The sequence below is a fragment of the Flavobacterium sp. PL002 genome, from assembly GCF_054165825.1.
In genome coordinates this window covers 248,927-270,651 of sequence record NZ_CM135110.1, presented here as the reverse complement: position 1 = coordinate 270,651, position 21,725 = coordinate 248,927, and the positions used below count along the sequence as shown (strand labels likewise).

19 protein-coding genes and 1 tRNA gene are annotated in these 21,725 nt (G+C 34.4%); 12 read left to right on the top strand and 8 right to left on the bottom strand.

The window, feature by feature from the left end; translation table 11 throughout:
* Positions 1 to 61 precede the first annotated feature (61 nt).
* Complete coding sequence (locus ACVEGE_RS01130) at positions 62 to 595, bottom strand: PaaI family thioesterase (protein WP_173857505.1); 534 nt, start codon at positions 593 to 595, stop codon at positions 62 to 64.
* 309 nt (positions 596 to 904) lie between these two features.
* Between ACVEGE_RS01130 and ACVEGE_RS01125 the strand changes: the two genes are divergently transcribed.
* Together ACVEGE_RS01125 and ACVEGE_RS01120 are read left to right on the top strand one after the other, a co-directional pair.
* Positions 905 to 1,426: a C1q-like domain-containing protein gene (locus tag ACVEGE_RS01125; RefSeq protein WP_192500257.1), complete on the top strand. Its 522-nt coding sequence runs from the start codon at positions 905 to 907 to the stop codon at positions 1,424 to 1,426.
* Between the two features lie 203 nt (positions 1,427 to 1,629).
* Positions 1,630 to 2,121: a DUF4920 domain-containing protein gene (locus ACVEGE_RS01120; protein WP_225738075.1), complete on the top strand. Its 492-nt coding sequence runs from the start codon at positions 1,630 to 1,632 to the stop codon at positions 2,119 to 2,121.
* 208 nt (positions 2,122 to 2,329) lie between these two features.
* Here ACVEGE_RS01120 and ACVEGE_RS01115 read toward each other — a convergent pair whose 3' ends face one another.
* From ACVEGE_RS01115 to ACVEGE_RS01100, 4 genes are all read right to left on the bottom strand, one after another.
* Positions 2,330 to 3,103 (bottom strand): DUF3667 domain-containing protein, encoded by a 774-nt coding sequence (locus tag ACVEGE_RS01115; protein WP_192500256.1) that lies wholly within the window; start codon positions 3,101 to 3,103, stop codon positions 2,330 to 2,332.
* A gap of 118 nt (positions 3,104 to 3,221) precedes the next feature.
* Positions 3,222 to 6,890: a phosphoribosylformylglycinamidine synthase gene (gene purL / locus ACVEGE_RS01110; RefSeq protein WP_192500255.1), complete on the bottom strand. Its 3,669-nt coding sequence runs from the start codon at positions 6,888 to 6,890 to the stop codon at positions 3,222 to 3,224.
* Positions 6,891 to 7,002: 112 nt separating this feature from the next.
* Complete coding sequence (locus ACVEGE_RS01105) at positions 7,003 to 8,577, bottom strand: endonuclease (RefSeq protein WP_192500254.1); 1,575 nt, start codon at positions 8,575 to 8,577, stop codon at positions 7,003 to 7,005.
* Between the two features lie 282 nt (positions 8,578 to 8,859).
* Positions 8,860 to 10,377, bottom strand: a complete 1,518-nt coding sequence (locus tag ACVEGE_RS01100) for a right-handed parallel beta-helix repeat-containing protein (protein WP_192500253.1) — start codon at positions 10,375 to 10,377, stop codon at positions 8,860 to 8,862.
* 117 nt (positions 10,378 to 10,494) lie between these two features.
* On the opposite strand from ACVEGE_RS01100, the gene ACVEGE_RS01095 reads away from it, so the two are divergent.
* The 4 genes from ACVEGE_RS01095 to ACVEGE_RS01080 all read left to right on the top strand — a co-directional run bounded on the left by ACVEGE_RS01095 (position 10,495) and on the right by ACVEGE_RS01080 (position 12,965).
* Positions 10,495 to 10,926, top strand: a complete 432-nt coding sequence (locus ACVEGE_RS01095; protein ID WP_173857411.1) for a PaaI family thioesterase — start codon at positions 10,495 to 10,497, stop codon at positions 10,924 to 10,926.
* 39 nt (positions 10,927 to 10,965) lie between these two features.
* Complete coding sequence (locus tag ACVEGE_RS01090; RefSeq protein ID WP_173854235.1) at positions 10,966 to 12,048, top strand: isochorismate synthase; 1,083 nt, start codon at positions 10,966 to 10,968, stop codon at positions 12,046 to 12,048.
* A 48-nt stretch (positions 12,049 to 12,096) separates the two neighbouring features.
* Positions 12,097 to 12,813, top strand: a complete 717-nt coding sequence (gene bshB1, locus ACVEGE_RS01085; RefSeq protein WP_173854234.1) for a bacillithiol biosynthesis deacetylase BshB1 — start codon at positions 12,097 to 12,099, stop codon at positions 12,811 to 12,813.
* Positions 12,814 to 12,889: 76 nt separating this feature from the next.
* A tRNA-His gene (locus tag ACVEGE_RS01080) sits at positions 12,890 to 12,965 on the top strand.
* Between the two features lie 210 nt (positions 12,966 to 13,175).
* Here the strand turns inward: ACVEGE_RS01080 and ACVEGE_RS01075 are convergent.
* The 3 genes from ACVEGE_RS01075 to ACVEGE_RS01065 form a co-directional block, all read right to left on the bottom strand.
* Complete coding sequence (locus tag ACVEGE_RS01075) at positions 13,176 to 14,195, bottom strand: M28 family peptidase (RefSeq protein WP_192500252.1); 1,020 nt, start codon at positions 14,193 to 14,195, stop codon at positions 13,176 to 13,178.
* A gap of 21 nt (positions 14,196 to 14,216) precedes the next feature.
* The gene (locus ACVEGE_RS01070) at positions 14,217 to 14,990 is read right to left on the bottom strand and encodes a dienelactone hydrolase family protein (protein WP_192500251.1); all 774 of its coding nucleotides are present in this window, start codon (positions 14,988 to 14,990) and stop codon (positions 14,217 to 14,219) included.
* A 109-nt stretch (positions 14,991 to 15,099) separates the two neighbouring features.
* Positions 15,100 to 15,552, bottom strand: a complete 453-nt coding sequence (locus ACVEGE_RS01065; protein WP_173854231.1) for an Lrp/AsnC family transcriptional regulator — start codon at positions 15,550 to 15,552, stop codon at positions 15,100 to 15,102.
* Positions 15,553 to 15,784: 232 nt separating this feature from the next.
* On the opposite strand from ACVEGE_RS01065, the gene rocD reads away from it, so the two are divergent.
* The 6 genes from rocD (at position 15,785) to ACVEGE_RS01035 (ending at position 21,468) form a co-directional block, all read left to right on the top strand.
* Positions 15,785 to 17,068, top strand: a complete 1,284-nt coding sequence (gene rocD / locus ACVEGE_RS01060) for an ornithine--oxo-acid transaminase (RefSeq protein ID WP_192500250.1) — start codon at positions 15,785 to 15,787, stop codon at positions 17,066 to 17,068.
* A 12-nt stretch (positions 17,069 to 17,080) separates the two neighbouring features.
* Positions 17,081 to 18,043, top strand: a complete 963-nt coding sequence (gene rocF, locus ACVEGE_RS01055; protein WP_192500249.1) for an arginase — start codon at positions 17,081 to 17,083, stop codon at positions 18,041 to 18,043.
* 585 nt (positions 18,044 to 18,628) lie between these two features.
* On the top strand, positions 18,629 to 19,228 hold the full coding sequence (locus ACVEGE_RS01050) for a hypothetical protein (protein ID WP_192500248.1): 600 nt from the start codon (positions 18,629 to 18,631) through the stop codon (positions 19,226 to 19,228).
* A gap of 257 nt (positions 19,229 to 19,485) precedes the next feature.
* Complete coding sequence (locus tag ACVEGE_RS01045; RefSeq protein ID WP_225738074.1) at positions 19,486 to 20,244, top strand: toxin-antitoxin system YwqK family antitoxin; 759 nt, start codon at positions 19,486 to 19,488, stop codon at positions 20,242 to 20,244.
* Positions 20,245 to 20,368: 124 nt separating this feature from the next.
* Positions 20,369 to 20,923 (top strand): hypothetical protein, encoded by a 555-nt coding sequence (locus tag ACVEGE_RS01040; protein ID WP_192500247.1) that lies wholly within the window; start codon positions 20,369 to 20,371, stop codon positions 20,921 to 20,923.
* A 104-nt stretch (positions 20,924 to 21,027) separates the two neighbouring features.
* A complete protein-coding gene (locus ACVEGE_RS01035; RefSeq protein ID WP_192500246.1) occupies positions 21,028 to 21,468 on the top strand; it encodes a DUF3997 domain-containing protein in 441 nt (146 codons plus the stop codon).
* Positions 21,469 to 21,725 lie beyond the last annotated feature (257 nt).

Here is a 21,725-nt window from a genome sequence, read left to right as displayed (position 1 = left end):
TCTTTTTAAAGGTAAAACTATAATAAACTAATTTAAGATTGCGAATTGTAAACATTAAAAATTACTTATCGGCTAATTTTTTCTTATTTCTTTTTTCTTTGAAGAAGTTTTTATCAGCAATATAAATGGTTTTTCTAATCTCACAAAATACAATAGACTGGTCTAGATTAGTTAATGTAGTTGTTTTTACTATTTCGTATTCCTTTTTCTGTGCTACATGTTTTTTTATTTCGTCTATTTCAGCTAATGAAAACGTAAAGTCGGCGTAGAGGTTTTCTTTTGCAGGCCTTTTAAAGAAAATTTCAGCTGCCTTATCCCAGACAACAAAATCATCACCTATAAGATGCATCAATTGGATCATTGGAATTGGGTCTACTGCAGCAAACATGCTACCACCAAAAATAGAATTCACATAGTTTTTATTTTTATAACTGATAGGTAGTTTGATGCTAATAGTTAATAAATCTTTAGAGACAGTAGTAATTTTGGCGGTACTTCTACGGTACATGGGTGACCAGTTAAAACCATATTTGAGTAATTTTGGTTTTCCAATGTATTTTGAGCCTACTTTGGCTATTTTTTTATAAATGGACATGATTGGGGAGATTGTTATGGCTACGAATTTATATAAAAAAATGATTGCTGCTTGAATAAATGAAAAATTATATTTTGTATTTAAAACTGATTGCTGTTTTTAGTACTAATTATCAGGTCAATTGCGTGAAGGATAGCAGCGTAAATCCTCCCGTTTTTTCGGGAGATTGTAGCGAATAGCCTGACCCTTGTGGTCACGCCCAAAAAAAATAATTATTTAAAGCACACACAGATTATTTAATTCTTTTTTTTTATTTCGTTTGCGAGTTTTGTCTAAGTAGGGATTGGTACAACATCACCGTCTGCTCAGTTGGATGTAAATGGGGATTTAAAAGTTCGGATTGTTAACTTAGATACTGGTGTACTATCTCCAAAAGATTCTATTCTTGTTGTGAATGCAGGAGTAGTAAATAGGGTAACTTCTCAGCAAATATTTGATAGTCATTTAAAATCTTTTGTAAAAGCTACTGGTTCTGCTACAACATCTCTTGGTTTAGTAGTGGGTAGTACAGGTTATAAAAGGATTGCTTTTAATACAGAATTATTTGATGAAAATAACGACTATAATACTAGCTCATATGAATTTGTCGCACCAAAAGATGGTATTTATAGTGTGTACGTGCAATACGAATCATCATCATTGTTAGCTGCAACAAGTGTGGGAGTGGCTATTTTTACTGATCGGTCAGGAACTGTTGCTATAGAAGCTGAAGAAGTATATACAAATGTTGCTTTTGCTACATTTTTTGTATCACCACCCACAAGAAAAACACAAACTTTAGGGAAATTAAATGCGGGTGATAAGGTTTTTTTGGAGCCTCTTCAAATTTAATAGTTACATTGATTGGAGGTGTTAAATCTTTTTTTACGATCGCGCAAATAAAATAATTTAGAAGTTCTCATCACGTTCCTATTTTGTTAAAAACTTTGGATTACTAATTGAAACGTATTTTTTGATTCAAATTTTAAGAGTTACACCACTGAGGTTTTATTTTTATAACTATTTTTGAATTTAGATAACCAAAATATAATATAATGAAGAAAACGATTGTAATTGCTTGCTCAATTCTGGCACTAGCAAGTTGTAAAAAGGAAGGAAAAGAACTTACAATGAAATCTGATGTAGCTTATGCTAGCTATGGAGATAGCATCTCAGCAGATAACGTACTATCTAAGGAAGATGTTCTAGTTACTTATGAGAAATTGTCTCAAGGAGATACTGTTGCGGTTAAGTTTAGATCAAATATTAAAGCAGTATGCAAAGAAAAAGGCTGCTGGATGAATTTGGATTTACCAGAAAATAAGGAAGTTTTTGTTAAATTTAAAGATTATGCTTTTTTTGTTCCTACGGATTCTAAAAATGAGGAAGTAATCATCAGTGGGAAGGCCTACGTGAGTGTTGAGTCTATTGAAGACTTAAAACATTATGCTAAAGATGGTGGTAAATCACAAGCTGCAATTGATAGTATAACTGCACCAAAAACAAAATATTCACTACTGGCTGATGGCGTTTTAATTGGGAAATAAATTAAGAATCTTTACGTCTTGAAATCTCAAAAGAACATCATAAAAAAAGCGCTCTTTTTCAAGAGCGCTTTCTAATAGTATAAAAAGAAAATTACTTTTTCTCAATCCACAATCGTGCATTTACAAACGCTTCATGCCATGGCGAAACCTTGTAGACTAGGTCTAAAGAGAAGTTGACCTAATTCAAGATGCTCTATAGAAATAACGATTATAAATTGATAATTAAAGGTGTTTGAGTTTGACCCGTTACTAGATAAATAATAAACCCCATTATAATGATAGTCTCAATGATAGTTAAAGAATAAAACATGAGAATCCTCCATGTAAATCCGATGTTGGAGTATTTTTTTTTTGTAGCATTAAAGTAAGTCCAAGCTGGAAATAAAAAGATCAAGAATAGGCAAATAATTTTAAGAATATATGCAAAGTCTTTTATTCCTTGAAATATGGATAAAAGTGAAAACAAGTTTACGAATAGACATAAAACAAGAATTCCCAATAAATTTATTCCTCCAATTATAAAATGTTCAGCTATATTGAGTTTCAATCTTCTGAATATAAGAATTGCATTTATAGCAATTAACGGAACGAACCCTAATAGTATTAATTTCACATTAGCCGATAAAAAATTCATGAATTTTAAACCATTGCCTATATTTTCCTTTACTGGTGAGTGGTTAATTTCATGATAATAATGCACCGTAAGAATATTTAATCCGATCAGCATTAAAATGAGATAAAAAACATTATAGTATTTGACTCTTTTACCATTAATGTAATCCAATGCTGCTTGTCCAGGTCTTGTAAAAGTTTCCTTTATTGTTAATAAAATACCTTTTTCCAAATGCAAAACACCGTGTATAATGTCATGAAACAAAAAATGTTTTAATGTAATAGGGTGTGTGTTATTTTTTTGCCCGCAATTTTCACAATAATTTCCAGATACTTTTTGTTCACAGTTTAAACATTGCTTGTTATTCATACGCTAATTTGTTAAATGTTCTATTAAGTCGGTAAAAGACAGGGTTTATCGTTTTCAATTGATAAAGCTTTCAATCATACTATTTGAAAGCTCTATCAAAGTTGAAATTTAGTACACTTTATTTATTCTCAATCCACAATCGTGCATTTACAAACGCTTCATGCCATGGCGAAACCTCATCGTTTCTATCTTTTGGATAATTTGCCCAGTTCCATTGAAAAGTTGAACGCTCAATATGTGGCATCATCACTAGGTGACGACCTGTAGTATCACATAGCATTGCTGTGTTATAGTCTGATCCGTTTGGGTTTGCAGGGTAACTATCGTAGCCATATTTACCTACGATGTTGTAGTTTGCTTCTGGTTCTGGTAAATTAAATTTTCCTTCACCGTGTGATACCCAAACTCCTAATGTTGCTCCTGAAAGGCTTGACAACATCACCGATTTGTTTTCTTGAATCGTCACCGATGTAAAGATACTCTCGTGTTTGTTACTATCATTATGCAGCATTTTTCCGTGCACTTCATGCTCTGGATTTATTTTTTCTAATTCCATCAACAGTTGGCAACCATTACAAATCCCAACAGATAAAGTGTCTTCTCTTTTAAAGAAATTGTCTAAGGCCGTTTTTGCTTTTTCGTTGTACAAGAAAGCTCCAGCCCAACCTTTTGCTGACCCCAATACATCTGAGTTAGAGAAACCTCCAACAGCACCAATGAATTGAACGTCTTCTAAGTTTTCACGACCAGAAATCAAATCGGTCATGTGAATGTCTTTGACATCAAAACCGGCTAGGTACATGGCATTTGCCATTTCGCGTTCAGAATTACTTCCTTTTTCACGAATGATAGCCGCTTTTGGTCGTTCACTTCCGTTGATTACTGGTTTTTTACCTGTAAAATGAGCAGGGAAAGTAAACTGCAATGCTTGGTTTTTATAATTGTCAAAACGTGCTTGCGCTGTTCCGTTTTTAGATTGTTTTTGATCTAGTAAAAAAGAGGTTTTGAACCAAATATCTCTGTAGTGTGCAATATCTAGTGCACAAGAACTAAATTCTATTTTGGCGTTATTTGTAACTGTTCCTAGTTTGTAGAAAGAAACACCGTTTGTATTTAATTTTGCTTCTAACTCAGCATCATTTTTTGCTTGAAAAACAATACCAATGTTTTCAGCAAAAAGGTATTTGATAATGTCTTTTTCCTCAAAAACAGAGAAATCAATTTTGGCACCCAAATTCACATCTGCAAAACACATTTCTAGTAAAGTTGTGATCAAACCACCACTTCCTATATCGTGTCCAGCTAAAATTTGATTTTCCAGAATCAATTCTTGTATTGTATTGAAGGCTTTTTTGAAGAAAGCAGCATCTTTAATAGTTGGTGCGTCTTTTCCAATTTTGCTCAATGTTTGTGCAAACGAAGAACCGCCTAGTTTAAACTCATCTTGCGACAAATTAATATAATAAATAGAATCCCCGTCTCTTTGAAGAACAGGTTCAACTACTTTTTGAATATCAGTACAGTTTCCACCAGCCGAAATAATTACCGTTCCTGGCGCAATTACTTCTTCGTTTGGATAACGTTGTTTCATAGAAAGCGAATCTTTCCCAGTTGGAATGTTAACGCCTAATTCGATAGCAAAATCCGAACAACTTTGAACAGCTGCATACAAACGAGCGTCTTCACCTTCATTTTTACAAGCCCACATCCAGTTAGCAGAAAGTGAAATTCCGTCTAAACCACCTTTTATAGGAGCCCATACTATATTAGATAAAGACTCAGCAATTGCCGTTCTTGTTCCTGCAACAGGATCAATTAAGGATGCAATAGGCGAGTGGCCAATTGAGGTAGCAACACCTTCTTTACCGTTGTAATCTAAGGCCATTACACCACAGTTATTCAATGGCAATTGTAGAGGTCCTGCCGTTTGTTGTTTGGCTACTTTTCCACCTACACAACGGTCTACTTTATTTGTCAACCAGTCTTTACAAGCAACTGCTTCAAGCTGTAAAACTTGCTCTAAATAAGTCGAGATATTTTTAACGCTATATTCTAAATCGGTATAGTTTCTATCAATGTTCTTATCGTTCATTACAACTTTTGGAGAACTACCAAAGAAATCTTCCAGGGCATAATCCATAGGTTTAGCACCAGTAGTTTTTGATTCGAATGTAAAACGATGATCGCCTGTCACGTCACCTACTTCATACATAGGAGAACGCTCTCGGTCAGCAATGCGTTGTAAAATGTCGATATTTTCTTTAGCAATAACAAGTCCCATTCGCTCTTGTGACTCGTTACCAATAATTTCTTTTGCCGAAAGGGTAGGGTCACCAACAGGTAATTTGTCTAGATCAATTAATCCACCTGTTTCTTCTACTAATTCTGATAGACAGTTTAAGTGTCCACCTGCTCCGTGATCGTGAATAGAAACAATTGGGTTAACATCACTTTCCACTAATCCACGAATGGCATTAGCAGCACGTTTTTGCATTTCTGGATTCGAACGCTGGATAGCATTTAATTCAATACCGGAACTAAAAGCACCTGTATCTGCAGAGGAAACTGCCGCTCCACCCATTCCAATTCTATAATTTTCACCACCTAGAATAACGATTTTGTCTCCTGTTTGTGGTTTCTTTTTTATGGCTTGATCTAATTTTCCGTAACCTATTCCACCTGCTTGCATGATTACTTTGTCAAAACCAAGCTTGCGCGCGTCTTCTTCATGTTCGAATGTTAGGATAGAACCAGTAATTAGCGGTTGTCCAAATTTGTTTCCAAAATCAGAGGCTCCAGTTGAAGCTTTGATCAGAATATCCATTGGTGTTTGGTATAACCATTTTCTTTCTGTCATTCCGTTTTCCCAAGGTCTCTTATCATGAGCAGAGTCGTGGGACTCTAAACGAGAGTACGAAGTCATGTAAACTGCCGTTCCTGCAAGCGGTAAAGATCCTTGTCCTCCTGCTAAACGGTCTCTGATTTCTCCACCAGCTCCCGTTGCAGCACCATTAAAAGGCTCTACAGTTGTAGGGAAATTGTGTGTTTCTGCTTTTAACGAAATTACCGAGTCAAACTCTTTGACTTCGTAAAAGTCTGCTTTGTCAGCACTCTTTGGAGCAAACTGTTCAACGCGTGGTCCTTTTACAAAAGCCACGTTATCTTTATATGCCGAAACGATATCGTTCGGGTTTTCTTGTGATGTCTTTTTGATTAATTTGAATAATGATGAAGGCATTTCTACACCATCGATTACAAATGTTCCATTGAAAATCTTGTGACGACAATGCTCTGAATTGGCTTGTGAAAAAGCAAAAACTTCTGAGTCTGTTAGTTTTCTACCAATTTTCACCGCTAAGTTGTCTAAATATTCTACTTCCTCGGGGCTTAAAGCCAAACCTTCTGATTGGTTGTACCCTGCAATGTCCTCAATATCTAAAATCGCTTCAGGAGCAATGTTTATTTTAAAGATGTCTTGATTCAATGCGCTGTACTTTTGCGACAGCATAGGATCAAAATCAGAGAAATCTTCGGCTACTGCTTTAAATTCTTCGATTCTAATGATTCCTGAAATCCCCATGTTCTGAGTGATTTCAACAGCATTAGTACTCCATGGAGTGATCATTGTGGCGCGGGGTCCAACAAAAAAATCCGTCAATACGGATTTTTCTATCTTATGCGAATTGGCAAAAAGCCAGTTTAATTTTGAAATGTCTTGAGCCGAAATTTCGTTTTGCGTCTGTACTGCAAAAACTGTTTTGCTTTGGTTTTCAAAGAAATGGATCATTGTTGTGTAGTTTGTTGTATTGCGTTGCAAATTTAGTTAATTAAGATGAAAATGCTAATAAAAAAAAGCGGCAAAATTGCCGCTTTTAAAATCAATGTTATTTTGTGTTTAACTAATTGATTATGATTTTTTTAGTAGTAGTGTGCTTTTCGTCATTGATTTTAACAAGATACATTCCTTTAGGCATGTTTTTTATAGATAAAGTAGTGCTGTTACTACTGTTTTGTTCAAAAATAACTTGACCAATAAGGTTGTAAATGGTCACAGCATATTGTTTGTTGCTGTTGTAAATTATAAAATCACCATGCGAGGGATTTGGATAAATTAGGCTTTCCTCTGCAATAGCTTCCTCAGCAGTAATTGCTTTTTTTGTGGTAGTCTGTATTGTTTTGCTACCTAAATTACTGCAAGTATCTGATGAATAAGTATCCCAGTTCGTAGTTTTATTAAATGTAGTTGTAGGTCCTGTTACGGTAGCTTTTCTTCTTAAAGTTACATCTGCAGCAAAATTTGCGGATCCGCCATTGTATGTACCAATAATATCAATAAGTACTCCATTTTTGAACAAACCTACAGGGTCATTTCCGTTAAAAGCTAATTCTGTAGCAGTAGTACTGATGTTTGCCGCTGTGGTCGAGAAACAACTTGAAGCCATAGCGCTATTGACAATGGTGTATTTGCTTCCTTTACTTAAACTACCACTCAGCGTGATTCCTGTGCTCCAAGATCCTGATCCGTTGGTTTGTTTCTTGATGCTATACACACTTAAATTGATGGTACCGGCTGTGGAGTTTGAAATTTCGAGTGCCTTATTATTTGAAGAACCTTCAATATATTCTGAAAAGTAAAGATCTGTAGCGCCACTAGTTGATGTATCTGCAGTTGCGTTCCATACTTTTTGTACATATTCTGGGTGGTCAATGTATGGATTTCTATTGTTTTGGGTTGCATAGATGGCATTGTTACGGGCTACTTCTCTTGGACTTACAGGGTCAAGTGTGTTCCAAGCTAATAACATGTTTAAAAAAGCAGTTGTAAAAACTTGATTGCTGGTTCCATTGAACATAGGGTAGGAGTAACCAGAAACAGTAGTTTCATAACGGGTGGCAAAATAGAAATACATGCGAGCAATGTCTCCTTTGAATTCATCAATAGGTTCAAAAACGATTCCTGAATATCCTGAAACAGAGCTAGACCCTAATTTACTACCATTTAACGAGGTCCAAGTTGCTGTTGAAACGGTTCCGTGTGGATAATTAGAGCGTTGTCCGTTTACTTTTCCATCTGTAGGTGTGATGAAATGCGCGTCAGAAACCATAGGTGCAGTAGAATTAAAAGTAGATTGTGGTATAATATGTTCTCTGTTGTAACAATCGCCCTCTTTAGCGTATGTACCACATCTTTGGGTACTCGTGGTACTGTAATTGTAAGGATCAGTTCCACTTGGTTTTTCTGAATACATATCTAAAACAGTACCATCTTTTTCATAAAAATTATCCACGTCAGATGTTTGGTAAGTGGTATAAAGTCCGTTGTAACCATTGTCAGTATGGCCTTTTATAATGTTGTACAGTTGCGTTTTTAAAGTGTAGCCTGTTCCTGTAGATGTGGAGTAATAATTTGACGGAATTTGCGCCATGGTTACTGTAATACTCATAAGAAATACAAAAGAGTAGATTTTTTTCATAAAATTAAATAGATTTGGGCTGTTAATTGGGCTGAATAAAAGCTTTTTTAGCATGCTGTTATTCGCCGCAAATCTATCTCTTTTAGTAATACAATATGTTAAGAAATTTTTAAGTTAATGATTGTTTTTAAAATATTGAACAACCGAAAAACACAATATAACTTGTCTGATTTTTGACATATTGCGCGCAGTGATGATATAATAATGATTCTCGACTCCGCTTGAACTGATAATTAGACTATTTTGTAAATGGTATTGGTGTTTTTTTTCCTTTTCCAGACATTATTTTGGAAACGCCATACTTTGATACGCGCCAAGATCTGGAGGACTTGTTCGGGTATTTCCGAGAATGTCTAGCGGAATTAAGTAAGCCGAACTCCCTTTTGCGAAAGCAGCCGAATTCTCATCAATGTTAAGTTTGTTTTGACTGGTGTTGAAAAATTTTGGATTCTGATTTAAAATAATATTATTGTAATGTGTAGCATCAGTTTTAAATTGATATTCAGCTGTTGTTGAATTCTCAGTGTATTTTATTAAGCAATTTGAAAATTGGTAATTAAATGCTGCAGTACTTTTTTGTGCTAACTGTAATTGATTTGTATTGTTACCATAAATAATGCAATTTGTAAAAGTTGCTTTTGTAAGGTCATTTGCTTCGGGAATTGCTCCTGAAATATAATTACTGATCGCTACTGTAAGTTGTGATGAACTATTCCAGTTGTTGTTAAAGGTGCTATGGTTAAAGGTGTAATTCCCACCATAAGAACAAGACAATGCCGAGGTTCCTGCTGCATTGATGACAATATTTTCAGCTACTATAATGGCTGTTTGGGCTAAAATTCCATAGCTTGAAGAATTATAAAACTGGCTATTTTTGATTTCAACCGTTGTCCCATCATTGTTTTGAATCAATAATCCTATTGTTGCGTTTTTAACCGTTAGGTGGTTAATGCTGTGGTTTGTACTGCCATCTGTAAGCCAAATTGCACCCCATTGTCCAGGAACAGCTGCATATTCAGGTTCTAGACGATCACCTTCAAAGACCACTTCGTTTTCTAGAGCGGTGCTGTTGGAGGCGCTTCCGTTAATTTGTAGTGAAGCATTTTTACCCACAATTAAACCCGAATTAGTATGAAAAAACACCCTGCTTCCTGCGTCAAAAATCGCCGTTTTGTTGTTAGGCACGGCAGCATATCCATAAATTACATAAGGTTTTTTATTTTTGAAATGTAGTTCATTGCCATTTATAGGATCATTTTCATCAAGATAAAATCCACTTATTTCTTGACTGTCTGCTAAGGGAAGGGTTTCTGTTGTTCCATCGGTAAATCGTTTTGGATACAAGAAAACGGCATCTTGAATTAACGTAACAAGCGGAATGGTTTGCAAGTTGGCTCCCGCATCAAATTCAATATTATCCGTATAAAGAAAATCAGTGGGGTTTGCATCAGTACTACTTGCGGTGGTTTCAATAAAAATATAAAGACTGTCTTTAGCTAATATTTCAACGTTAGAAAATAATTTACCTTCATTTCCTTGCATGCCGTCCACGGTCATTCTGTATTTTGAATCCAACCCTTTTCCTAATTTAACGGTGGGGATACTGATGTCTTTTTTGCTGGTGTTATAAACTTTTAGGCGGTAAGTACTTGAGCCTATGTTTGTAAAAACAGTGTCTAAATAGATGGTATCTTTTGAAAAAGTAAGCTGTCCTGAACTCGCCACAGTTTCAAAGTCTGATCGACATGCGCTGGCCAATAATAGGATTACAATAATAAATGGTAAAATTAGGTAGCGCATTGTCTTTGTTTTTTTGTAAAAATAGGAAAAAACTAATTCGATTTCAGAATAAGGCTTCATTTTACTGTTTAGTGTGTCATCTTTTATTTATTTTTACATTCTTAATAAACTAAATTGATGGGATTAGATAAAGATAAAATGCTTCAATATTGCAATGAGTTCTCTAAGAATACTTTGATGGAAACACTGCAAATTGAATATATAGATGCAGGCGAGGGTTTTTTAGTGGCTAAAATGCCTGTGAATGCTTCGGTGCACCAACCTATGGGATTGTTACATGGAGGTGCTTCGGTAGCTTTGGCGGAAAGTGTAGGAAGTGCAGCTTCTCATTTTTTTATTGATCCAAAAGAACAAGAGGTACGCGGAATAGAAATATCAGCTAATCATCTAAAGAGTATTCGCGAAGGTGTTGTTTACGGAACCGCTAGGATAATTCATAAAGGAAGAAGTTTGCATCTCTGGGAGATCAAGATTACTGACGAAGAAGGAAATTTGATTTCGCTTTGTAAATTGACTAATATGGTGCTAACCAAAACACCACAACAATAGATTGATACTTGTAATGTAGGCTAATAAACGCAGAATATTATGATTGATTTTTTCATTAAAGTAAAACAGCAAGAAGCGCAACAACTGCCTTTTGTAATTTATAGAAAACCCAATAAGAATAAAGTAATAGGTTATTTTCAAAAAAATGACCATTTATATTTTGCTGAAAGCCTGGACGAAGTTGGGTTTGTATTTGCGCCATTTGAAAATAATCAAATGCTTTTGATTCCTAAAGATCAGGCGTTGAAATTAGAGTCTAAAATGAGCGTGGTCAAAATAAAAACGGTAGACAATCAAGATATTCCAAAAGACAACACCGGAAAAGAAGCTTTTGAAAAAGTTGTACAAAAAGCAATTGACAGCATTGTTAACGGGGACATGAGTAAGGTTGTTTTGTCTCGAAAAGAAATTATTGCGGTTCCTGAATTTGAATTGGTTTCGGTTTTTACCAAATTAGTGCAAACGTATCCCACTGCTTTTTGTTACTGCTGGTACCATCCCAAAATAGGAATGTGGATAGGAGCAACTCCAGAACATTTATTAAACGCAAGAAAAAAACGTTTTTACACAATGGCATTGGCGGGAACGCAGAAGTTTAAAAAGACGACTGACGTAGTTTGGGAAAAGAAAGAAATGGAAGAGCAACAATTTGTAACTGATTTCATTATTGATAATCTAAAAGAGTTAACTACAGAGGTTTCAGTATCTAGTCCGTATACGTTGCAAGCAGGTAACTTATTGCATATAAAAACGGACATTGAGGGAATCATGGACGATCATTCTAATCTAAAGCAAGTTGTCGCTGTTTTACATCCTACGCCCGCAGTTTGTGGATTGCCTAAGGCTGTAGCCAAAGAGTTTATCCTAGAAAACGAAGGCTACCAGAGGGAATATTATACAGGCTTTTTAGGAGAACTCAATAAGAGGGGAATTAAAAACGAAAAATTACAATCAGATTTATACGTGAATTTGCGGTGCATGAAAATTGAAACTAATGGAAAACCAGGTTCCACTAAAGCTCACTTGTTTATGGGGTGCGGAATTACAAAGGACAGTGATCCTACAAAAGAGTGGAAAGAGAGCGCTAATAAATCCATGACAATGAAAAAGGTGTTGTTTTAGAAGAAAGAAAAATAATATGATTACAGAATAACAATAAATAATTAGATAATGAAATTAGATATAGTAGCTTTTGGGGCGCATCCAGATGATGTAGAATTAGGTTGTGCGGGAACAATATTAAAAGAGATTTCTTTAGGGAAAAAGGTTGGAATTGTAGATTTAACACGTGGAGAATTAGGGACGAGAGGATCGGCAACGATTCGCCATCAAGAGGCTACTGCGGCCGCTGAGATATTAGGGGTTTCTGTAAGAGAGAATCTAGATATGCGCGACGGCTTTTTTACTAACGATGAGCAACACCAATTAGAGGTTATCAAAATGATTCGTAAATACAAACCAGAGATTGTGTTGTGTAACGCAATCGATGACCGACATATTGATCACGCAAAAGGAAGTAAATTAGTTTCTGACGCTTGTTTCTTATCGGGTCTTGTACGTATTGAAACGGATATCGATGGAGTGAAGCAAGATGCATGGCGACCAAAATTAGTGTACCACTACATTCAATGGAAAAATGTTGTTCCAGATTTTGTGGTTGATATTACTGGTTTTTCAGATAAAAAAACAGAATCGATATTAGCTTACGGTTCGCAATTTTATGATCCAAATTCTAAAGAACCTGAATCACCAATTAGTTCAAAGAATTTTCTAGAAAGCTTGAATTATCGTTCTAGAGACCTTGGGCGTTTAGCAGGGGTAGAACATGCCGAAGGTTTTACTGTTGAAAGGTATTTGGCTGTCAATAGTTTAGGTGATTTAATATAATTTTGTTCAATTTTTTTATAAAAAATGTTTGCAGAAGTAAACTTTAGTTGTATCTTTGCCACCGCTAAGAGCAAATGGTGGTTGTAGCTCAGTTGGTTAGAGCATCGGTTTGTGGTACCGAGGGTCGCGGGTTCGAGCCCCGTCTCCCACCCAGAAAGCAAAAGCCTCTCAGAAATGAGAGGCTTTTTTTGTGGAATAAACTCAAATAATAAAAAGAGCGCTTTGAATAGATCAAAGCGCTCTTTTTTTTTGCACAAAGGATAGTAGTGTAAATCCTCCCGTTTTTTTTCGGGAGATTGCAACGGATAGCCTGGTCTTGCTGTAACGATAGTGAAAGCAAGGATGTGCCCTAATAATTATAGTTATTTTTTGTCTACGACAGGCCTGTTTTCACGATTTGCTAACTCCCAAGCAATTGTAAAAGCCAGTTGGGTTCTTTTTGTCAAGGCGTCAAACTCAATTTTGTCTACAGTGTCCGTCTTTTTATGGTAATCAGCATGAACACCGTTAAATAAGAAGACAGATGGAATACCATGCTTTGCAAAGTTATAATGATCAGAACGCTCGTAGAAATGATTTGGGTCGTTCTTATCGTTAAAAGTGTAGTCAAGGTCCATTTTGATGTACTTTGAGTTAGCTTGGGCGCAAATAGTGTCTAAATCACTTGATAAACGATCAGCGCCTATTAAATAAACATAGTTGTTAGAGTTTGCATGTGCAACATCACTACGTCCTATCATGTCAATATTAATATCGGATACGGTGTTCTCAAATGGGAACAATGGATTTTCGGAGTAATAACTAGATCCTAATAGTCCATGCTCTTCACCTGTGGCGTGAAAAAACAAGATAGAACGTTTGGGTCCGTGTCCTTCTTTTTTAGCTATAGCAAAAGCTTGAGCAATTTCAAGCAAAGCTACTGTTCCTGAACCGTCATCATCAGCACCATTGTAAATTTCCCCATTTTTTATCCCTACATGGTCGTAATGGGCGGAGACAACAACAACTTCGTCTGGTTTTTCGGATCCTTCAATAAATGCCCAGATATTTTCAGAGTCATTTAAATTCTCTCCGTATTTTGCGTTTAAGAAAGCTGCGGGTACTTTTTGATAAAATGATTCGGCTGCTTTAGGAAAAGAAATGTTGTTTTTATTGTATTGACTAATCAAGTATTTACCGGCTTTTTTTTGTCCAACGGAACCTGTTTCACGTCCTTCCATTGAGTCGGCAGCAACGATGTAAAGATGCGTCTTTAAGTCGGATGCGGTAATGGAGTTCATGTATTTTGTTGGGTCGGAATTGTCAACTATCTTAGTGGTTTTTGTGGTTGAGCAAGAGGCAAATGTTGCAGCTAGGGCAAAAAGAGGAATTAATTTTTTCATAGATATTCTAATTGATTTTAATTATTTTTTTAGCACTTCATTCAAGAAAACTTTTAAGTGTTCAAAAGAGCGTTTGGCTGCTTTTTCATTGTAAGCTGCTCCTTTAGAATTGTCGTTTCCATATTCAGGATTTGTGAAACCGTGTACAGCATCAGCATAATAAATCATTTGCCAATCGGCTTTTGTGTCGCGCATTTCTTGTTGGAAAGCCGCTACTTCAGCCGCAGAAACGTAAGGGTCGTCTGCACCGTGGCAAGCTAAAACTTTTGCTGTAATTGGTTCTGTAGGGCGAGATGCATCCTTAGATAAACCACCATGGAAAGAAACCACTCCTTGTACTTTTAAATGTCCACGAGCTGCTTCAAGAACTCCAGTTCCTCCAAAACAATATCCTATTGCTACAATATTATCAGGATTGGCACCACTTTGAACCAATTGATCTAGTGCTAATTGAATGCGGTGTTGGTAAATCGTGTAATTAGTTTTATAGTAACTTGAATTTTTACCTGCTTCGGCGTTGTCTTTTGGGTAATTACCTTCGCCATAAATATCAGCGATGAAGGCGTTATAACCTAGTTTAGACAATTCTACTGCAATATCTTTAGACGCTTTGTCAATTCCGTGCCAAGCTGGGAGAATTAAAATACCTGGTTTATTAGCTGATTTTTTAACCGCTTGGATTGCAAAACCATTGAGAACTTGGGTGTCATCTTTGTAGGTAACCGCTTTTAATTGAGCAAAAGCGCCATTGGAACAAATCAATATTCCTAAAATAAAAAATTTTATGCTTTTCATGATGTTAAGTTTTAAGAGACAAATATCCGAAAATAAATAACGAACCTTTTTTTAGAGGACTAATTTACAGTTTTTTTAATAACTGTTTAGCTATAAGCTTACGGTGTCTCTAAAGGCTAATGTTTCTTTTAAAAGCGCAACCCAATTCAATCATAGAGTCTGTTTTAGCAATGCCGGGAATATTGTCAATTTTATCGTAAAGTAATTTACGCATGTGCTCGTGATCTTTAGCAATCATTTTGATATATAAAGTATAGGAACCTGTGATGTAATAACATTCGGTTACTTCAGGGATTTTTTTTAACTCTTCAATAATCCTGTTGGAGTCTTGGTCTTTATTAAGTGTGAGTCCAGTGAAAGCGCCCCAATCGTAACCTATTTTCTTTTCGTTAATAATGGGTTTGATTCCTGTGATAATACCGTGTTCAATTAATCTATTGATGCGCTGGTGCACCATGGTGTTAGAAATCTTTAATGTTGTAGCAATAGACGAGTAAGGCATGCGGCCGTCTTTTTCTAATTCTTTGATTATTTTTATATCGTATTCATCTACTGCTTCCATGAGAGGGGTTTTAAAGTAAGGATTTATTTTATAGTAGGTTAAAAGTAATTATATTTTTAGTTTTTGGGAGCCATAACACAATTTATTTTAATTAATTTGACTTTTAATAATTCATAATTTTAATTTTTTGACTTTTTTTAAAGGTTTTTGAGTCAAAAGTTTTGTTTTATACGCTGAATAAAATAAAATTTTATAGTTTTGTTCTATAACGATTTAAAAAAAAAGAAACATTATGCAAAAAACAACTCAAACACTTTCAGCAAAATCAGAAGCATTAATTGACAAAGAAAATAAATATGGTGCTCATAATTATCACCCTTTACCAGTAGTTCTTGATAGAGGAGAAGGGGTTTATGTTTGGGATGTAGACGGTAAAAAATACTATGATTTCTTATCTGCTTACTCAGCAGTAAATCAAGGACATTGTCACCCAAAAATTGTAGGGGCAATGGTAAAACAAGCGCAAACATTGACATTAACGTCAAGAGCATTTCACAATGATCAATTGGGTGTTTTTGAAGAATATGTGACTAAATACTTTGATTTTGATAAAGTATTACCAATGAATACAGGAGCAGAGGCTGTAGAAACGGCTTTGAAAATTTGTAGAAAATGGGCGTATGAAGTAAAAGGAATTCCTGAAAATCAAGCCGAAATTATTGTTTGTGAGAATAACTTTCATGGTAGAACAACAACCATTATTTCGTTCTCGAATGATGAAAACGCACGTAAAAACTTTGGTCCGTTTACCGATGGATTTATCAAGATTGCTTATGATGATATCGATGCTTTAGAAGCAACTTTAAAATCAAGTAAAAACATCGCAGGATTTTTAGTAGAGCCTATTCAAGGAGAAGCAGGAGTTTATGTACCTACCGAAGGCTATTTGGCGAAAGCCAAAGCACTTTGTGAAGCGCACAACGTATTGTTTATTGCTGATGAGGTACAAACAGGAATAGCACGTACCGGAAGATTATTAGCCACTTGTGGTAACTGTTCTTGTACCAATGGATGTGAAAACACGCCAGAGGTGAAACCTGATATCCTTATTTTAGGAAAAGCAATTTCAGGAGGAGTGTATCCCGTTTCAGCAGTTTTAGCTAATAACGAAATCATGAATGTAATCAAACCAGGACAACACGGCTCTACCTTTGGAGGAAACCCAATTGCAGCAGCGGTTGCAATGGCGGCACTTGAAGTGGTAAAAGACGAAAAACTGTCCCAAAATGCAGAACGTTTAGGAATTATATTAAGAAAAGGCTTGAATGACATTGCTGCTAGAAATCCATTGATTACCTTAGTAAGAGGAAAAGGATTGCTAAACGCTATTGTAATCAATAGTGATGAAGAGTCTGATCTAGCTTGGGATATTTGCTTAAAATTTAGAGACTATGGTTTATTGGCTAAGCCTACCCATGGTAACAAAATTAGATTTGCTCCGCCATTAGTAATTACTGAGGAACAAATTCAAGAATGTCTGGTAATTATTGAAAAAGCGCTTAACGATTTCAAATAATCTTACACTATTATGGAAAGAGCAATAAAATTAATTAAGAACAGGTCTGATATTGGTGCGGGAACACGTGGCTCTGATATGGGAATTGATGCAATAGAAATAGCAGCTATCAATAAAAAAAGTGATTATTTTAATTTGTTTCCTTTTGAAGATGTAAAAACACATAATGAAAGTATCTATGATAAAAATAGAAATACTTTTGCCAAAAGAATTGAACATGTTGTAGAGCAATGCACACGGGTTAGTTATGCAGTAAAGCACAATCTAGAAGCTAATTATTTTCCTATTGTTTTGTCAGGAGATCACTCTTCGGCATTAGGGACTATTAGCGGTATCAAAGCCGTTTATCCTACTAAAACCTTAGGAGTGGTTTGGATTGATGCCCATGCAGATTTGCATTCGCCGTATACCTCACCATCAGGTAATATTCATGGAATGCCATTGTCAGCAGCTCTAGGAAATGATAATTTAGATTGTAAAATCAATGCGATTACTCCTGAGACGGTGCAGCACTGGGAGGATATGAAAAATATTGGTGTGAAAGCAACTAAGATTAAGCCTGAAAATTTAATTTATTTTGGTGTTCGCGATACAGAAGCAGCTGAGGATAGCCAAATCGAAAAATTAAAAATCAGAAACTACAAAGTTGATGAGGTTCGTTATAGAGGTTTGCAAACCTGTGTTGATGAAGCGCTTACTAAATTAGCAAACTGCGATTTAATCTACATCTCCTTTGACGTAGACTCTATGGATTGTGATATGGTCTCTTACGGGACAGGAACTCCAGTGCCAAAAGGTTTTGATGAGAACGAAGTCATTGCGATTATCAACCAAATTGTCAAGTCAAAAAAAGTGGTTTGTTTGGAAGTAGTTGAGGTAAATCCTTTATTAGATACCAAAGGAAATAAAATGGCCGAAACCGCCTTTGAAGTTTTAGAACAAGTAACCGAAACAATTGATTTGTGGATTGCTTAAATCCCTAATTAATTAAAGATTCTAATAATAAAGTCCCAAAGTCTAGCAATAGGTTTTGGGACTTTTTTTATAATTATCTGTTACTAGATCTGTAATTATAAAAGGCAAGCAGCTTTCACAGATTTTTACAGAATAATCATAATTAATCTACTGAAACCTTCGAAGCTGCGTGTCAAATTTTTCAGTACTCAAACCAGGCAGTTGTATCAAGTTGTTTTCAGGAGCTAATCCCGTTATTCGTTGCAACCCATTTGGTATCAAACCCTTTTACTAGGCACTGGCAGGAGCTTCCTGCGGTCGCTCTGCCACTACCGTAAAAGTGGTTTTCTACCTTCATGGGGTTTTCACTTCTACCGGGGCTAGGGGAGTTGTGGATGGCATAAAAGAGAGTATTACCAATGTTTTTTTTTCTCCTTGATTTATTTGTAAGTTTGAAATGGCATTAAAGCCTCCTTTTTTTAATGCGAAATATAACGTAAAAACAGGGATGATTTATTAAATCGAAAAAGATGAGGTATGTACAGTACTCTATCCACGGATGATGAAATGTTTTATTTTAGTTTAAAACAAAATAATTAAAAACATATGAAAAGAGTAATAATAATAAATTGTATTCTACTTCACTTTTTTGCAAACGCTCAAAAGACAAACATAAAAGATCCTTTTAATTTTAAAATAACTGAAGTTAAAGGGGATTTGAATAATGATAAATTAGATGATAAAGTAATCGTTGTGCAGGATACTATAAATGAATTTGGGCCATTTAAATTAGAAATTTTTTTTGCTAATTCAAAAGGGGATTATAAAAGTATGGCAACTTCAACAAAAATTATTGCTCCTAAATTTCCAAATGGTAGAGACGGATTTTTAAGCGGGAATAGTCTAGAAAACATTACTATTAAAAAAAACATTCTTATTGTTAATTATGGGCTCTTACGTGGACATTTAGAACATAAATTTAGATTCCAAAATGGTAATTTTGAATTGATAGGTTATTCTGCAGCTTATTTAGATAATCCAGAAATAATCAGAATAATAGATTTTAATCTGTCAACAGGAATAAGGATAGAGAAATTGGGAAAGGTGGGCAGTGATGAAGTGAAAATTAAGCCTACTAAAAAAATAGTAATAAGACCATTACCTAAAATAGAAGATGTAGAGCCATTTGAAAACGATTTGTATTAAAAATACGAGATATTAAAACTTATTTCAAAAATAACACCCATAAAAGCAGTAGGAATCCATAAACAAATGCTGAATACTTGTATTAGATTAGCTGTGTACTCTTTTTGAAAAATGTTTTTGAACTTATTTACTTATTTCGTTATTTGTATCTGCTTGAAAGAATTTATCCCTAATTTTGAATTGATTTAAAAAAACTAACTAATAATTCAAAAGTTTTTTTTTGAACAGCTAATTCCTAAAAACGTTATTTTACAATTATGAATACAATCAAACCATTCTCAATCTTTTTTTTGATGTTGTTGTTATCCTCATCACTTTACGCACAGCTACCTGAAGAAATCCAATGGAAACATCTACAAAAAAACTATGCCGCCGATAGTACCAAACTAGAGCTTAGTTTAAACAATAAACTGTTGCAGGGTAAATATAAAATTCCTTTGGACAATAATAGTTTTGCTTTGTATAACATTAAAAAAGGACTAATATCTGGCGAGGCTTTTTGGTACACAAATAATGGCAATTTAGAATGTAAACTCAATTACAAAAATGGTGTCCGCAACGGTTTAAAAGAAAACTACGACAGTGATGGCGCCACTTGGTTGAGAGAAGAATATAAAGATGGCAAAAAAGACGGGACAAGTGAAATGTACAATAGCGGAAAGATTAGCTCCAAAACCGACTATAAAAAAGGTAAAAAAGATGGTTTGTCTATTAGTTATAGCAATGGTCAAGTGATGACACAAACCAGTTACAAAGAAGACAAACGAAATGGCCTATCAAGTACTTTTTTTAATGGTGTAATTGCTACTGAAAATAATTATCTAAATGATGTACAAGATGGATTAGGCACTATGTATGCTATGGGCAAAAAAAATATGGATGCTATATTTAAAAACGGACAAAGACACGGTGTAGCACACATGTACAAGCCAGATGGTATAGTACTCTTTGAAAGTTATTTTTTGCTTGGAGCAAAAGTTTCTAAAGAAGAATATGAGAAATATTTAAAAAATTAATTTAAACGTTAGTTTTAATTTTGACGAACGAACTTTGTTTTTAAAGTTATTGTACTACCACTTTTCTGATATAAAAGGCATTCCGAGGAACGAAGCGATACCATAAAAATATAACAACAAACAAATGAAAAAATCAATTCTAATATTAATATGTTTCTTTACTATATTTATTAGTGAAGCACAAAAAGCTGATTTGAGTATAAAAACATTAAATGTTGACCTAAATGCTAATGGACTAATAGATGTTATAATACCAAGAACAAATGAACTTGAACTGAAAATTGACAATAAAAACTATACAATTCCTTATGATCTTTTAGGTTTTGAATTTTTATCTCAATTAAGTTTTAGAAATAATATTCTAATAATATCTGGTTATAATAGTGGTAGTGGCGCTTATAGTTGGACTTATAAATTCAGAAATAATAAATTAACTAAGAAAATAGAACTAATTGGTTATGATGATTTCAATAAATGGATTTCAGGTAACATTACAACAAGTGTAAATACGATAACAAATAAGTGGATAGTTGATTTAGAAGAATATAACCATGCAAATGGGATAATGGAAAGTAAAAAGCACACAGGAAAAATTTTAATTAGAAAAATTGATTTGACTGACATTAAAAAACAAGATATAAATAAACTTACTGAGATTGGTATGAAATACTGGCATTAAAAAATAGCCTATCTGACAACAGCTGTTATGAATTCACATGGCTTTAGTTAAATTATCGTTCAGTATCAAGTTTTCGCAAAGTACATTCGCTTAAAAATTTAAACATGAAGAAGTTCTCTATTTTAGTAATATGTCTCTTTTTAACTAGTTGCCGCTTTGGACAAAATGAATCTTGTGTTGAAATAGAGAAAAACTTTTATTTAGTTAAATGGGACGATAACTCATGGATTTCATATACAAAGGATGATGATAGTATTTTTAATACTGAAAATATTGTTATCGGACATAATGTTTTTGCCGTTGGTAACAACAAAGACTTTATAGTTGGAAAGCAACATCCCTGTAAAAACAAAGAGGAACATTTTATAGATTTTGACAGCTTAATACCAAATAAAGAAATTACCAACTTTTTTATTATTGACATCCGAAATGATGATTTTAAAGTACATAGTTTTAACAATGAAAATGATTTTGACAACTGCAAAAATCATTTTGGAATTCCAAAAAGTTTACCGTATAAATTTTACGACAAATATTTAGAATAATAGCCCAAAAGGGAACAACATTTTTTGTAAATGCTAGGGTTTATAGATAAATATTAATAAATTTAAAATAATAACAACCTTAATATACCTCAACTTTAAAACAACTATAAGTAGCAATTATTAAATTTTATAATTCTTAGGGTTAAAATTCATTAATGATATTCTATGTATAATTGCTTCCTTCGTCTTAATGACAATGCATAATAACGTTATTGTTAAAATTACTCGTGATTGCTAGCCCTGATGGGAGCGGCATC